The 13,747-nt window shown below is 57.1% G+C and carries 13 protein-coding genes; 3 read left to right on the plus strand and 10 right to left on the minus strand.

Features of this window, described 5'->3' with window-relative positions; translation table 11 throughout:
* The first annotated feature begins 75 nt into the window (after positions 1-75).
* Complete coding sequence (locus tag OZ410_RS10680; protein ID WP_277707953.1) at positions 76-1,134, plus strand: DUF6340 family protein; 1,059 nt, start codon at positions 76-78, stop codon at positions 1,132-1,134.
* Here the strand turns inward: OZ410_RS10680 and OZ410_RS10685 are convergent, their stop codons facing one another.
* Genes OZ410_RS10685 through OZ410_RS10695 form a run of 3 tightly spaced genes read right to left on the minus strand, consistent with a single transcriptional unit; the run spans position 1,135 to position 3,593 of the window.
* Positions 1,135-2,439 (minus strand): cryptochrome/photolyase family protein, encoded by a 1,305-nt coding sequence (locus tag OZ410_RS10685; RefSeq protein WP_277707954.1) that lies wholly within the window; start codon positions 2,437-2,439, stop codon positions 1,135-1,137.
* A 3-nt stretch (positions 2,440-2,442) separates the two neighbouring features.
* Positions 2,443-3,135 (minus strand): SDR family NAD(P)-dependent oxidoreductase, encoded by a 693-nt coding sequence (locus OZ410_RS10690; RefSeq protein ID WP_277707955.1) that lies wholly within the window; start codon positions 3,133-3,135, stop codon positions 2,443-2,445.
* Positions 3,136-3,140: 5 nt separating this feature from the next.
* On the minus strand, positions 3,141-3,593 hold the full coding sequence (locus OZ410_RS10695; RefSeq protein ID WP_277707957.1) for an SRPBCC family protein: 453 nt from the start codon (positions 3,591-3,593) through the stop codon (positions 3,141-3,143).
* Positions 3,594-3,784: 191 nt separating this feature from the next.
* On the opposite strand from OZ410_RS10695, the gene OZ410_RS10700 reads away from it, so the two are divergent.
* The gene (locus OZ410_RS10700; RefSeq protein WP_277707958.1) at positions 3,785-4,930 is read left to right on the plus strand and encodes a hypothetical protein; all 1,146 of its coding nucleotides are present in this window, start codon (positions 3,785-3,787) and stop codon (positions 4,928-4,930) included.
* An 87-nt stretch (positions 4,931-5,017) separates the two neighbouring features.
* The gene (locus OZ410_RS10705; RefSeq protein WP_277707959.1) at positions 5,018-5,860 is read left to right on the plus strand and encodes a DUF2911 domain-containing protein; all 843 of its coding nucleotides are present in this window, start codon (positions 5,018-5,020) and stop codon (positions 5,858-5,860) included.
* A gap of 45 nt (positions 5,861-5,905) precedes the next feature.
* On the opposite strand, the gene OZ410_RS10710 is transcribed toward OZ410_RS10705, so the two are convergent.
* From OZ410_RS10710 to OZ410_RS10740, 7 genes are all read right to left on the minus strand, one after another.
* Positions 5,906-7,618, minus strand: coding sequence for a sodium:solute symporter family protein (locus OZ410_RS10710; protein WP_277707960.1), 1,713 nt, complete (start codon positions 7,616-7,618; stop codon positions 5,906-5,908).
* A gap of 104 nt (positions 7,619-7,722) precedes the next feature.
* Positions 7,723-10,254, minus strand: a complete 2,532-nt coding sequence (locus OZ410_RS10715) for a PIG-L family deacetylase (protein ID WP_277707961.1) — start codon at positions 10,252-10,254, stop codon at positions 7,723-7,725.
* Between the two features lie 77 nt (positions 10,255-10,331).
* Positions 10,332-10,880, minus strand: coding sequence for a mechanosensitive ion channel domain-containing protein (locus OZ410_RS10720; protein WP_277707962.1), 549 nt, complete (start codon positions 10,878-10,880; stop codon positions 10,332-10,334).
* A gap of 3 nt (positions 10,881-10,883) precedes the next feature.
* Positions 10,884-11,744: a septum formation inhibitor Maf gene (locus OZ410_RS10725; RefSeq protein ID WP_277707963.1), complete on the minus strand. Its 861-nt coding sequence runs from the start codon at positions 11,742-11,744 to the stop codon at positions 10,884-10,886.
* Positions 11,745-11,829: 85 nt separating this feature from the next.
* The gene (locus OZ410_RS10730; RefSeq protein ID WP_277707964.1) at positions 11,830-12,429 is read right to left on the minus strand and encodes a Maf family nucleotide pyrophosphatase; all 600 of its coding nucleotides are present in this window, start codon (positions 12,427-12,429) and stop codon (positions 11,830-11,832) included.
* On the minus strand, positions 12,429-12,956 hold the full coding sequence (locus tag OZ410_RS10735; RefSeq protein WP_277707965.1) for a KdsC family phosphatase: 528 nt from the start codon (positions 12,954-12,956) through the stop codon (positions 12,429-12,431). The genes OZ410_RS10730 and OZ410_RS10735 overlap by 1 nt, the downstream gene beginning before the upstream one ends.
* Entirely contained in the window at positions 12,940-13,692 is a 753-nt protein-coding gene (locus tag OZ410_RS10740; RefSeq protein WP_277707966.1) for a Rossmann-like and DUF2520 domain-containing protein, read from the minus strand. The genes OZ410_RS10735 and OZ410_RS10740 overlap by 17 nt, the downstream gene beginning before the upstream one ends.
* Positions 13,693-13,747: the final 55 nt, after the last annotated feature.

Below are 13,747 nucleotides of genomic sequence, written 5' to 3' on the forward strand. Positions count from 1 at the left end.
AAGGGGTTGCAATATCCTGGAATTTATACGTTTAAGTAGTGTATGCCGCCGGGTTGCGGCCCAAAACCTCTTTCTATGAAAAGCCTTCGTCTTCTGGTCCTGATAGTCCTCACCGGGAGTTTGCTGCCCGGGTGCAGCGCCACCAACCGCCTGAGTATGACCGTTACAGAACCCGCGCCTGTGGCCCTGCCAGATGGGGTACAACGGGTGGGCCTGATCAACCGCTCCACGCCATCCGAAAAACGGGAAGGGCTGGCCCGGATCGATGCCGTTCTGTCGGCCGAAGGGATGCGCCTGGATTCCCTGGGGGCTGCCTCCGCCCTTAAGGGCCTGGCAGACCGGTTGCGGCTTTCCGGGCGATTTGAAGCCGTGGTGGTCCTGGAAGACCTGCCCGAAGTGGCTCGGGGCGGGACCCGGATGCCCGGGCCTCTCACCCCGGAGGAAATTCAAACCCTCTGCGTAACCCATGGCCTGGATGCTGTTTTCTCCCTGGCCTTTTACGATACGGATACCCAGGTTGGCCTGAGCCTGGGCATGATGGAGGTCCCCAACGAATTGGGGCTGCCGATACAGGTGCCGGCCCACCGGATTCGCCTCAATACCCAGTTGCGCAACGGGTGGCGATTGTATATTCCGGGCGCCCCGGCAGCCGATGATGTGATGGTCTATTCGGATGGCTTCCAGGTAGGAGGGGAGGGGATCAACCCCGTAAAAGCCCTGGAATCAGTAGGCCTGCGCAATGAGCAGGTCATCGCCCGGTCCCGGCAGCTGGGGTACCAGCACGGAGGACGGCTGGAGCCCTCACGGGTACGCGTGGGGCGGGATTATTTCGTACGCGGTACGGATGCCTTTGCCCGGGGTAAGCGCCTGGCCCAAACCGGCGACTGGGACGGGGCTGCCCAATTATGGGAGGGCGAAACCGCCCATCCCAAGGATAAGATTGCCGGCAGGGCGCATTACAATATGGCCATCATCAATGAGATTCATGGGGACCTGGACCGGGCTATCGATTGGGCCCGTGAAGCCTATGCTACCTATGGCACGCGCGAAGCCCTGCATTATCTGAGGGTATTGGAAAGGCGTCAGGCGCAACAGGCACAGCTGGAGCAAGACCTGACCCAGGCCGGCTGGTAATTAGTCCAGGGCCGCTTTGTAGGTTTCCAGGCAGCGCTCCCGGGCGGCTTTATGGTCTACTATTTTTTCCGGATAGCGGTCGGTTCCGGCTTCCGGTACCCACTGCTCAATGTACCTGTGCCCTTTGTCGAATTTGTCTACCTGTGTCATGGGGTTGAAGATTCGGAAATAGGGGGCCGCGTCTACCCCGCTGCCGGCAGCCCATTGCCAGTTGCCCACGTTACTCGCCATTTCATAATCCAGGAGTTTTTCGGCGAAATAGGCTTCGCCCCAGCGCCAGTCGATCAGCAGGTGTTTACACAGGAAGCTGGCCACCAGCATGCGCACCCGGTTATGCATATACCCGGTCTGGTTCAGTTGCCGCATGCCGGCATCTACCAGTAAATACCCGGTTTTTCCGGCCTTCCAGGCCTCAAATTCCTCGGTGTTGTTGCGCCAGCGGATGTTGTCGTAGGGCTTTTTAAAGGCCTCGTGTACCGTGCGGGGAAAATGCCAGAGGATCTGCATAAAAAACTCCCTCCAGATCAGCTCTTCCCAGAAGGTTTCGTTCTCGGGTTTCAGCGCCTCGCCCACGGCCTGTCGCACGGAAACCGTCCCGAAGCGCAGGTGGGGCCCCAGGTGGGAGGTGCCGTCCCGGGCCGGGAAATTCCGGGTGTCTTCATAGTCCCGCACCAGGGTTTTCCCCAGGTTGAAATCGGGAACCCGGATGTCCGTCGGTTGGAAGCCCATATCTTCCAGAGCAGGTGTGGGGGCAGGGACTGCGTTTGCCAGGTTGCCCAGCAGGGTTTCAGAGGCATAGTGCATCTGCGGTGTTTTCTCCCTGAATCGGGCCTTCCACTTCCGCATATACGGGGTATATACCACATAGGGGTCCCCATCGTCCTTGACCACTTCGTCTTTGGCGAAGATCACCTGGTCTTTAAAGCAGTAAAAAGGAATGTCTTTTTCTGCAAGCCATTTGCCCATTTCCTGGTCCCGTTCCCGGGCATAGGGCTCATAATCTTCATTGGTATACACCCCCTGAATGTCCCACGCGCCAAACAGCTGTTCAAAGGCCGCTTTGGGGTGGGCGTGGATCACCTGCAGGGTACTCTGATGTTGGTCTTCCAGGATTTTTTTCAGCTTCCCCAGCCGCTCCCAAATAAACTGGACCCGGGCGTCCGCCCCGGGCAGTTCGTCCAGAATATTGGGATCGAAGATAAAAACGGGTAGGACGGGATAATCGCCCCTGAGGGCTTCCCATAATCCCCGGTTATCCTCAAGCCTCAGGTCCCTTCGGAACCAAAACACATGGACCTTCTTCATGGCTCAGGAGATATTCAGGCTGGAAATACCGCCGTCTACGCCCATTACCTGCCCGGTAACCCACCCGCTTTGGTCGGAGAGCAGGAAGGCGGCCATGGCTGCAATGTCTTCGGGTTTGCCCACCCGCTTCAGGGGGTGGCGCTCGGCCATTTTCTCCTGTTTGGTTTCATTGTTGAGCAGGCGGGAGGCCAGGGGGGTATCTACCAGTGATGGTGCTACTACGTTTACCCGGATTTTGGGCGCGTATTCGGCCGCCAGGGCACGGGCGAAGCCTTCGATGGCTCCTTTAGCGGCGGCCACGCTGGTATGAAATGGCATTCCGCTGCCCACGGCCACCGTCGAAAAGAAGACCAGGCTGCTCCCATCCGCCATACGGGGAAGGAAGGCTTTCAGGGTGCGCAGCAGGCCGGTAAAGTTCAGGTCCAGGTCTTCCTGGAAGGTCTCCACACTCAGCATTTTAAAGGGCTTCAGGTTTATGCTCCCGGGGCAATAAACCAGCCCATGCAAGGCTTCCGGCAGGCCTTCGGGGGGCGTGAAGGCGTCGGTCACGTCCAGGGGGAAATGCGGGATGCCCATTTCGGACAACAGCCCGGGCTGGCGGGATACCGCATATACGTTATGGGTAGGGTGCAATTGCCGGGCCAGCTCCAGGCCAATGCCGGAGGAGGCTCCCACAATAAGGATATTCTTTTTCATAGGGATTATATGGTTTGCATCCGCAGCAGGGTGGGCCTGCCTTCCAGTTTGCCGAATCGGGTTTCCAGGGCCGTTTCCCGGAACCGGAAGATGGTGCGGAGTTGAGATTTCACAAAAATGGCGTGTGCCAGGCGGCCCAGTACCCCCAGGGGTGGGGCGTAGTCCACAATATCCCACATCCGAACCCCGCCTTCCACGGGTTCGATCAGGTGTTTGTGGTGCCAGAATTTATAGGGTCCGAAGCGCTGTTCATCCACAAAGAAGCGACCTTCGTGCACATGGGTGATCTCGGTCACCCAACGGGTTTTAAACCCTTTGAACGGGCTTACGATATAGTGGATTACCTGCCCGGCATACATGGGTTGTGTGCCGTCGCAGCGAATGTCGAAGTTCATCTGTGGCGGTGTGATTTCCTGCAGGTTGAAAGGGTTGGACAGGAAGGCCCAAGCCTCTTCCATGGTGATTGGCAGGTATTGTTCAGCCGTTAAACGATACATAGTAAGCTATTTATACAAAAATACGTAAGTTTTGTTTAATGTATAAATTATAAAGTTAAACATTTTATAATTCAGGCAGGCGTTCATCGAAAGCAATGGAGGGTGGACGATGCGCCCTAGGCGGTGTTCCCATATTTTGTACCTTCCACGCCATGGGCAAGTTACACAGTTTACTGGGGGGCATTTCGATACTGGTCACGGCTGTATTGCAGGCCCAGGTACCGGTTACGGTAAAGGGGACGCTGCCGGAGGAAATACACGAAACCTCTGGCCTGGTGCTGCTTGGCAATCGCCTGATTACCCATAACGATTCCGGGAACCCACCCATCCTGTATGAGCTGGATACCGCCACCCTGCAGGTGGTTCGTCAGGTGGAAGTGGCCGGGGTTGTAAACCGCGACTGGGAAGACCTGGCGGTGGATGAAACGTACCTGTATGTGGGGGATTTTGGGAATAATGCCGGGATGCGGACCGACCTGCAGGTATTGCGGATTGCTCTGGCAGATTTTCGGTCCTCCCAAACCGTTAATGCGGAAGTCATTGCCTTTGCCTATGAAGACCAGACGGATTTTTCCGGGGGTGGGAACAGCGACTGGGATGCCGAAGCCATGGTGGTGCGTGGAGACTCCCTGCTGGTTTTTACCAAGCAATGGCAAACTCAGGGCACTGTGGCCTACAGCCTGCCCAAAACCCCAGGCACCCATATGGCACGGCGGCAGGCACAATACGCTGTTGGCGGACTGATCACCGGGGCCACCCGGGAACCTTCAGGCGGCCTGGTCCTGCTCGGCTACAGCGCCCAGCTGCAACCTTTCTTGTTGCGGGTTCCTGAACTTTCTACTCCTTTCACGTTTCCGGACGGGAGCCAACGCGAATCCCTTCAACTGCCTTTTGGACAAACTGAAGGCATCACATCCGGGCCAGACGGGGAACTCTATATCTCTTCCGAATCCTTTTCCAATGCCCTGATCCAGCTGCAGGCCTCGCTTTTTGTAGTGGAGGTACCTGAGGAGCCTACCCCGCCGGATGAAGGTAACCCGGATCCGGAGGACGACCCGGCCCCGGAATTACGACTGTACCGGCCTTTGGATTCCCCTGAACTTCGCTATGTATGGGAAGGGGAGCAAACCTTCCTGGCCCATGCCGTGTTCGACACCGCCGGTCGTCAGGTCCTTTTTGAAAGCGCCCCGGCAGCCGAACCCGGGCGCATTGATGTCTCCGGCCTGCGTACGGCGGTATACTACCTGACCCTCTACCTTCGGGGCAAGACCCTGAGTAAACCTTTTCTGCGCTATTGAGCGGCTCCGGAACTCGATTTAATTTTTCCTTAACAGTTGGGGCTGAAAGGAGTGCGTAGCTTTGAGCAAACCAATATCCTTTAAGTCATGAAAAAGACCCTCTTGCTTTTTGTCGCTGCCCTTTGCAGTGTGGGGATGCAGGCGCAGATCCGCACCCCCCAGCCCAGCCCGTACTCCGAACTCATTCAGGTGGTAGGCCTTACCGACGTTAAAATCACCTATTCCCGCCCCTCCATGCGCGGCCGTACCATTTTCGGGGACCTGGTCCCCTTCGATAAGGTCTGGCGTACCGGGGCAAACATGAATACTACCGTTTCCTTTTCGGATGCCGTGACCCTGGGCGAAGCTACGCTGCCGGCAGGGACCTATGCCCTGTATACCCGGCCCGGGAACACTGCATGGGAAGTGTACTTCTATACCGACACCAACAATGGGGGTTTGCCTGCCCAGTGGGATGAATCCAAGATTGCGGCCACCGTTACTGCCACCCCCGTAAAAGGCGTGGGGCCGGTAGAGACCTTTACCATTACCGTGGATAACCTGGCCAATGACGGGGCAACCCTGGGCCTGTGGTGGGCCGACACCTATGTTGGCGTGCCCTTTGGCGTACCCAGTCAGCAACAGGCCATGGCCAGCATTGAGCGTGTGATGGCGGGCCCTTCAGCCAATGACTATTTCGCTGCGGCGTCCTATTATCACGATTCCGGCATGGACCTGAACAAGGCCAAGATGTGGATCGACAAGGCGGTGGAAATGAATGCCGACGCCTACTGGATGTCCCGCCGGCAATCCCTGATCTATGCCGCCCTGGGCGATAAAAAAGGCGCTATTGCAGCTGCAAAGAAATCCCTGGCCGTGGCCCGTAAAGCTGGAAATGCCGATTACGTTAAGATGAATGAGGACTCCCTCAAGGAGTGGGGCGGGATGTAAACTTCTTCTCCAGAAAATAGAAAACCCGGGGAAACCCGGGTTTTTTTATGCGGTATCGGCTTCTGCCGGCGGGCCCAGCAGGCGGTCAAAGCCTTCAAACAACAGGGCCAGCCCAATGACCAGGGTACATCCAAAAGCATTCAGCCAGAGGTAAGACATCCAGTCCAGGGACCAGCCGATAATCACCACGGCCTGGGTGATGATGGCGGCCACAAAAACAGCATTCCCCCGGACAAACCGGATAAAGAAGGCCAGCAGGAAAATGCCCAGCACATTCCCGTAAAAGATAGATCCGATAATGTTGACCAGTTGGATCAGGTTATCAAAGAGGTCGGCCACACAGGCGATCAGGATGGCGATCACCCCCCAGATCAGGGTAAAGAGGCGGGAGATACGTACATCCCGGGCCGGGTCATCGCTGGCTTTGGCATTGCGCTTATACAAATCCAAGGCCGTAATGGTCCCCAGGGCATTGAGCTCCGAGGCCGTAGAGGACATGGCCGCAGAGAGGATCACCGCCAGCAACAGGCCGATGATTCCCCGGGGGAGGTAATTCAGGATAAAGTGGATAAAAACGTAGTCCTTGTCGTTGGTTTCCACGGCCGGGTCCGCCTGGCGGATGAGGTTGCGGGCCGCTTCCCGCTGGTTGCTCTCCCGCCGGTTGATTTCCAGGATTTGCTGCTTGGCATCGATGGTGGTGCTGTATTCCTTAAGCTCAAGGGCCTGGGAGAAAGCGTCCTGGGCCAGTTTCTTTTCCAACTGTATATCCTGGTGTGCCTTTTGCAATTGCAGGTAATCTTCCTTCATGGGGGAATCCATGACCGCGGCGGTGGCCGCGGGGTTAAAGTTCAGGGGGGAAGGGTTGTACTGATAGAACACAAAAACCATGACCCCTACCAGTAGGATAAAGAACTGCATCGGGATTTTCAGGATGGCGTTGAAAATCAGCCCCAGTTGGCTCTCCCGTACGGATTTCCCGGACAGGTAGCGCTGTACCTGGCTCTGGTCCGTCCCGAAGTAGGCCAGCATCAGGAACATCCCGCCGGTGATGCCACTCCAGAAGGTATACCGGCTATTGGTGTCGAGCTCAAAGTTGAGGATGTTCAGTTTTTCACTGGCTCCTGCCACTTTTAAGGCCTTGCCGAAACTGATATCCGTGGGCAGGTAGCCGAGGATAAAGAAAAAGGCAGCAAACATCCCAAGCATAATCACAAACATCTGTTGTTTCTGGGTGACGTTAACAGCCTTGGTTCCCCCGGAAACCACATAGATAATTACCAGGATGCCGATAATGATATTCAGGGTATTCAGGTGCCAGCCCAGTACGGCAGAGAGGATAATGGAGGGTGCAAAGATGGTGATCCCGGCAGACAGCCCGCGCTGGACCAGGAAAAGCAGGGCAGCCAGGGTGCGGGTTTTCAAATCGAAGCGGCGTTCCAGGAATTCGTAAGCCGTGTATACCTTCAGGTGGTGGTAAATGGGCACAAAGACCATACAGATGATGATCATGGCCAGGGGCAGGCCAAAATAAAACTGCACAAAACCCATCCCGTCGTGGAAGGCCTGGCCGGGGGTCGACAAAAAGGTGATGGCACTGGCCTGTGTGGCCATCACGGAAAGGCCCACGGTAAGCCATTTGGCGCGCTTCCCGCCCCTTACATAGTCGTCAACATCCTGGCTGCCACGGGTACGCCACACCCCAAAGGCTACAATAAAAAGCAGGGTTCCGGAAAGTATGATCCAGTCGAGTGTGCCCATCTCAGGCGTTTGAGTTCATGATGAAATAGAAAAACAGGATGTAGAGGACATTCAGGATCAGCACCAGGGTGTACTCCTGTTTCCAAACCATTTTTTCTTTCATTTCATCCCTTAACCGCATCTGTTTTCAGCTTGGCCTTCCCAATGGAAAGCATATTGGCAAACAACTTGAAGGCCCCGGAAACGCCGGCCGGCATTTCCCTGAAAAAGCTGAGGCCCGTGTAAATATAGTGACCTTCGCCGTAAGGTGCTACCAACAGGCTGCCCTTTCTTGCAGGTTCCCCCGGGTCCTGCATGCTCAGCAGGGGGGTGTAGGCAGCATCCCATTGGTCCGGGAAATAGAGGCCGCGCTCCTGTACCCAACCGTTAAAATCCGCTTCCCCAATGGTATTCGGAAAGCTCAGCAGGGGGTGGTTGGGCTCCAGCAGGGTTACCTGGGCGTCCTCGTCCGAAACGCGGTCGCGGGACAATTGCAGGGGGTAGGGGGCCAGGCTGCTGAAGTCCCGGTTGCCCCGGCCGGAGGTATTGTATTGCACCACCAGGGTGCCACCCGCTTTCACGTATTCCAGCAGGGCCGGGTTCTTAAACGGCAGGTCGTCCAACACATTGTAAGCGCGAATGCCAAGCACCACAGCATCCAGGGGCTTCAGGTTTTCTTCCGTGATATCTTCTGTGGCAAGGGGGTGCACGGTGTATCCGATGGCTTCCAGGGCCTGGGGTAGGGCGTCTCCGGCCCCCATCACATACCCGATATGCTGCCCGGCTTTTTCCACCTGCAGGCGGACCACTTTTACCTGTGCAGGCATCAGTACGGTCTGGGTGGGGATATGGTCGTAGTCTATTTCGACCCGTTCCTGGGCATAAATTTTCCCGTTAAAAGAAATCTGTGGCCGCACCTCCCCTTCAGAGGCTCCCTCAGGTGGCATCAGGCTAAACTGGAATACCTGTTCGTCCCCCTTGCCCTCCAGGACATACGGCTGGGAAGCCGGGGTAGCTATCCAGCCCTGGGGCAGGTCCAGGGAGACCGTTCCGGTGGCCTTGCCGGTTTGGGATTTGACCCGGAGTTGCACCGCTTTGGGGTGGGCATCGGCAAAGAGCATCACCGTTTCCCCGAAGGCTGCCGTTACCGGTGGCACCACGTCAAAAGCGCGGTAACGCTCCCCTTTGTCGGGTTCGGAATAGCGGTGGATTACCGGGCGGGAAAAGGTAAAGGCCTGGCCGTCCAGATCTACTTCAAATTGTACGTTAAAGGCCGGCGGGGTCTGGGGTTTGCCAATCCAGGCCGCGTCCGGCACCTGGTAGAGGCCCAGGCTGCCCGGCTGGCGCAGCCAATAAGGGGAAGTGCCCGGATGGTTGGCCGGGATGCTAAGGGTTGCCTGCATTTGCCGGCGGATGTTGGGCTCCAGGGTAAAGGCGCTGTCAATGCGCGTACCGTTTTCCACAGCAATGCCCTTGATATGAACCGGCCACCCGGAGCGGTTGAGCAGCTCCAGGCTTACTTCTGCCTGCGACCCCGGTACTCCTGTAGCCTCCCGGGAGGAGGCTTCCAGGTACAGGCCGCATACCCCGGCAATCAGTTCCTGCAGGGCCTGTAATTTCAGGGGTTTCCAGAAGGTGTCGTTTAACTGCTCCAGCCGGGTGTAAGCCTTCAGCAATTCCGGGAGGTGCTGGGAGGGGTCTGCAAAGTTGAAATGTTTTTCCAGGGGCTCCAGGATTTCGCCCACGGCCTCTCCTCCCGGAATCCGGCTCCAGGTCGTGTTGATCCCTGCAAAAAGGTCGTTGCCTTCCCCGGGGGCGGACCCTTTAATAAGCTCCAGGAATTCCGGTTCGCTCCCCCTGCTCAAAGGGCGTCCAAAGCCCTGGCAAAGGTGTTGGCTACTGGCCAGGGAGGCTATTTCGTTGTTGGAAAGGCCGCGTTCAGGGTAGTAGACCCCAACATCCATCCGAACCAGGTCAGCAGCATCTACGGCTTCCTCAAAGGCCTCCGGGCTGCCGTAGAACCACCAGGATGTATTGTGATATAGCCGTTTGGGCTGCCAGGGTTGAAGCGACTGCAGTTGCTCGGGAAAAGCGGCGGGGTCCGCAGCCAGTTCAAAAGCCTCCGTTGAGAGCATAGCCGAAGAGGTATGATGCCCGTGTGTACTGCCCGGGGTGCGGTGGTCAAAGCGGTTGATAACTACATCCGGGCGGTACTGCCGGATGATGCGCACCACATCCGAAAGCACCTGCTGCTTGTCCCAGATCCGCAGGGTTTCGTCCGGATGCTTGGAATAGCCAAAATCCACGGCCCGGGTAAAAAATTGTTCCCCCCCGTCCACGCCTCGCGCGGCCAGGAGTTCCTGGGTTCGCAAGACCCCGAGCAATTCCCGGAGTTCCGTCCCGATCAGGTTCTGCCCCCCATCTCCACGCGTCATGGACAGGTAGGCCGTACGCGCATGCACGGCGTTGGACAGGTAGGAAATCAGGCGGGTGTTTTCGTCGTCCGGGTGGGCAGCTACATACAGGGCTGTGCCCAGGAAGTTGAGGTCCTGCAGGTCGTTATACAACTGAACGGCGCTGGGTGGCTTGGGGCCCTGGGCTATTACTGTTGCCGGAAGGGCAACCCAAAGAACCGCGCACACGAGGAATAATCGCATGTTGGATGGTTTGAGTCGGCTCTCAAAATAACAATAAAATGGGCGGACCCGCAGTGGCTTTAGAACTTCTTTAACACCTATAGGGCTTCACTGCCTTCGGTGTCCTGCGCCTCGTCTGCCAGCACGGCAATGGCCTTTTGCAGCATCAGGTTGTTGGGGTAGGTTACCAGGGCGCCGTCCTTTTGCCTGAGGTGCACGTGGAAGGCCCGGATATCCTCAATCGTAAAATCCCCATGGCCGTCCCCGAGTTCCTTATCCAGGATCCGGATGCGGTCGCCAATTTTAAACGGAAAGGAAAAGAAGAGGATAACCCCCGCGGTCACATTGCTCAAAATGGACCAGCTGGCAAAGAGCGCCACCCCGATCACCGCAAATACCGAAGAGAGGATAAGCCCGAGTTCCCGGATGTTTACCCCCCAGATCAGCAGCAGGGCCGTGAGCAGCAACAGGCTGTGCCCCACCAACACATACTTGATAATCAAACGAGTGCGAGCCTTATCCAGGTCCGAGATCCGGCCTACTTTCCGGATGGCCTGTACGGACAAATAGCGGGTGAGCAATAGCACCAGCATGGTAACCAGGCTGGTAAATACTTCATTTCGGTATTCGGTCAGGAGTGTTTCCATAGGTCAGAGTCCAAGGCTGTCCCGCAACCTGGCATCCGCAAGGGAATTCTGCTGCCAGTAGGGGCTTTTCAGGGTGGTTCTTAATTCGGCAGTGGTGGTCAGGATTTCAGATCCGGGTCCGAAGCCGCTTGGGTAGGATTCGCTCCACCCCAGAATGGTATGGGGAAAGGCTGCTTCAAACCGGATTTCAAGGGTGCGTTGCAACCCGGGGTACTCCAGGGTGTAGGTGCGTACCGGGCCTGCTTTGCCCAGGGTAGCCCGTGCGGGGTAGGCCCGAAAGGGCTGGTGCCTCAGGCGGAGGAATTCCAGGGCGGGAAGCACCTCCAGGTCTCCGGTAGGCAGGCTGTCCGGACGTATCCGGAGCCGGGCCCAGAGTTCGTCTTCAAATTGGGATTTGGGCAAGTGGAGGTCCTGGTCTCCCTCGCTTTCAAAATAACTGAAGGCCCGGATGTGGAAATCCTCCCCATTGTTGAGCTGTGCAAAAACCTGCCCGCACCACTCCTGTACGGAGGTAGTGGCTTTCAGGGCATGCTGCTGGTCTCTCACCGGGTAAAAGATGCTGCTCATTATGGAGTAGGGGTAAATCCCTGTGAGGAATTTTTTGGTGCGGTTCAGTTTCAGCACGGAAACGGATTGGGCATCGGCCTGGTCGTCCTTCACTTGTTTCTGCGGATCAAAAGGTTCTGTTACAAATACCAGCACGGCATGGCCGGGGTGTATTTCCCCATAGCGCGCCTGCTGCAGGTCGTAACTGCTCAGTTCGGCCTCCCCGGCATACCAGTACTCTCGAAACCCTTCAGGCAGCGGTTTTGGTGCCGGGGGTTCGGGGGTAGCCAGGGCGGCCGGTTCCGGGGATGGGCTCATACTGCAGGAGGCCAGGGTTAGTGCAATCAGAAAAACAACAAGGGGTCTTAAACAGTTCATAGCTGAATTTTGTATCAAAAATATTCTAAAATCCGCGCTTGGCCAGGGTCTTTAAGGTTTTGTAAACCAAATGTGTAGGAAGCCCGACTACATTGGTGTAGGAGCCATCGATGGCCTCTACGCCCACCAGCCCGATCCATTCCTGTATGCCGTAGGCGCCGGCTTTGTCCATGGGTTGACCGGAGGCTACATATTCCGAAATGACATCCAGTTCCAAAGGTGCAAATTTAACCCGGGTAATGGCGTGTGTGGTTACCGATTCCCCTTGGGTGCGGAAGCAAACGGAAGTAATGACTTCATGCCAGTGGCCGGAAAGTTGCTCCAGGGCCAGTTGTGCCTCTTCCGCGGAGGCGGGTTTTTCCAGGACGCGCCCCTGGTGCCAGACAATGGTGTCGGCCGTTAGCAAGACGGTTCCAGCTTCCCGGGCGGGATTCAGCGCTTCGGCTTTCAGGGCGGCCAGGTAGTCTGTAATCTGATGCCCCTGCAGGTGGGAGGGATAGGTCTCGTCCACCTCGGGCCGCACCACCTCAAAGGTTAGCCCCATGGCCTGCAGCAGCTCGCGCCGCCGCGGAGATCCGGACCCCAGTAAAAGCCTGGGGGGTTGTATGTCCCTGAAGGCCTCCATCAGTCGTTGGAGGCGTCAAAGAAGGCTTCCCAATGGCCCCGGACCCGCATCACCTGCTGGATGATGTCGCGCACGCAGCCTTCACCGCCGTTCATATGGGAGATATAGTGGGAGATAGCCTTCACCTCGGGCACGGCATTCTGAGGACAGGTTACCATTCCGGCCAGTTTCATGGCGGGGATGTCCGGAATGTCGTCTCCCATATAGAGGGTTTCGGACGGGTCAATCCCATAATCTTCAAGGTACTCCCGGAAGACATCCTCCTTATGGCCGGCACCCAGGAAAATATCCCGTACGCCCAGGGCCTTTAAGCGCTCGCGGACCCCTTCGTTGGTGCCCCCGCTGATGACGCAGATCCGGTATCCCTGCTCCAGGGCAGCCTTTACGGCAAAGCCGTCGCGAACGCTCATTTTCCGGAGCAATTCCCCGGTGGTGGTAATCAGGATGGAACTATCGGTAAAAACGCCATCCACGTCAAAGACAAACGTGGTAACGTGGTTGAGCATTTCCTTATAATTTGTCTTCATAGGTGGTTTGTATGGAATGCGTAATCAGGTTATAGAGGTCTTTCAGGGGGGTGTTGGCCAGCAGCTGACGGTGCCGCTCCAGGGTGGGGTTATCGCCCCTGCGTGCCGGCCCGGTTTGTGCCTGGCGGGCGGTTTGCCCCTGCAATTTGGCAAACGTCTGGGCGGTTACAGGGCCCAGGATGTCCGGGTCCAGGTGGTAAGCCCGGCAGAGTTCCTGCCCCAAAGCAATCATATGATTACTGAAATTGTTGGCAAAAACCGCGGCCAGGTGGGCCTGGCTTCGGGCTTCGGATGTGGCGTGTACCGGCCTGCCGCCCAGAGCGGTGGCCAGGGTTTTGAGCAGGGCCAGATCCTGTATGGAGGCCGCTTCCAGCAGGAAGGGGACCTGTTCCAGGGGGGTATGTTGCCCGGCCGTAAAGGTCTGTAGCGGATAGAAAACCCCACGGTTGCTGCATGCCTGCAGGTGATCTATGGGTGTGGCCCCGGAGGTATGTGCTACCAAACCAGAGTATGGGGCCAGCGTTTCGGCCAGGGCGCTTATTGCCCGGTCCGAGACAGCCAGGAGGCATATGTCCGCCTGTGATGGCTCGCGGATTTCCCCGATTGGGATCTGAGGGAAAGGCGGCCGGATCTGCTCCGGCCTGCGTGCCATCCACTGGCAGAAATCCACCGTAGGGGCTTCCCAAAGGGCCCCTCCCAGGTGGTGTGCCAGGTTGCCACTGCCGATAAGTGCCACGCGTATCACCCCGCAAAAATACACAATATCCGATCGGGAAGGGGAGGGACGGGAA

Source organism: Robiginitalea aestuariiviva (genome assembly GCF_029537735.1).
GTDB classification, from domain to species: Bacteria; Bacteroidota; Bacteroidia; order Flavobacteriales; family Flavobacteriaceae; genus Robiginitalea; species Robiginitalea aestuariiviva.